Source organism: Azospirillum sp. TSH64 (genome assembly GCF_003116035.1).
Lineage (GTDB): Bacteria > Pseudomonadota > Alphaproteobacteria > Azospirillales > Azospirillaceae > Azospirillum.
Map to the genome: position 1 here is coordinate 3358228 of NZ_LGQW01000015.1, position 526 is coordinate 3358753.

1 pseudogene is annotated in these 526 nt (G+C 68.8%); it reads right to left on the bottom strand.

Annotated features, from left to right (window positions below):
- Window positions 1–526, bottom strand: a pseudogene (locus TSH64_RS16740) (hypothetical protein); the annotation flags it as partial.

The following is a 526-nucleotide window of genomic DNA, read 5'->3' on the forward strand; positions in this document are numbered from 1 at the left end:
TCCGCCGGTCAGCGTCTCCAGCATGCGCAGCAGCGTGGTGTTGCCGCCGTCGCTCAACGTGACGATGTCGGTGCCGGAATTGCCGACGAGGATCTCCAGCCCGGCGACCAGCAGGGTCGAGCCGCCGCCAAGTTCGCCGACCACCGCCACGTCGTTGCCGGAACTGCCGACCAGCGTCTCCAGCAGATTGACGACGAAGGTGCCGCCGCCGTCGGACAGCTGGACGACGTCGCGCCCGCTGTTGCCGATGACGGACTCGATGCCGACGATCCGCACCGTCGTGCCGCCGGTGCCCAACGTCACCACGTCGAGCCCGCTGCCGCCGATCAGCGTTTCCACCGCCACGGTCATCAGCGTGCTGCCGCCGGACCCCAGCGTCACCACGTCCAGGCCGGACCCACCCAGCAGTGTTTCCAGCTGCGATACCGCCAACGTGTTGCCGGCGTTGCCGAGCAGGATGCTGTCGACACCGGTGCCGCCGACGATGGTCTCGAACAGCGACACCGTCGCCCTGTTGCCGGTGTCG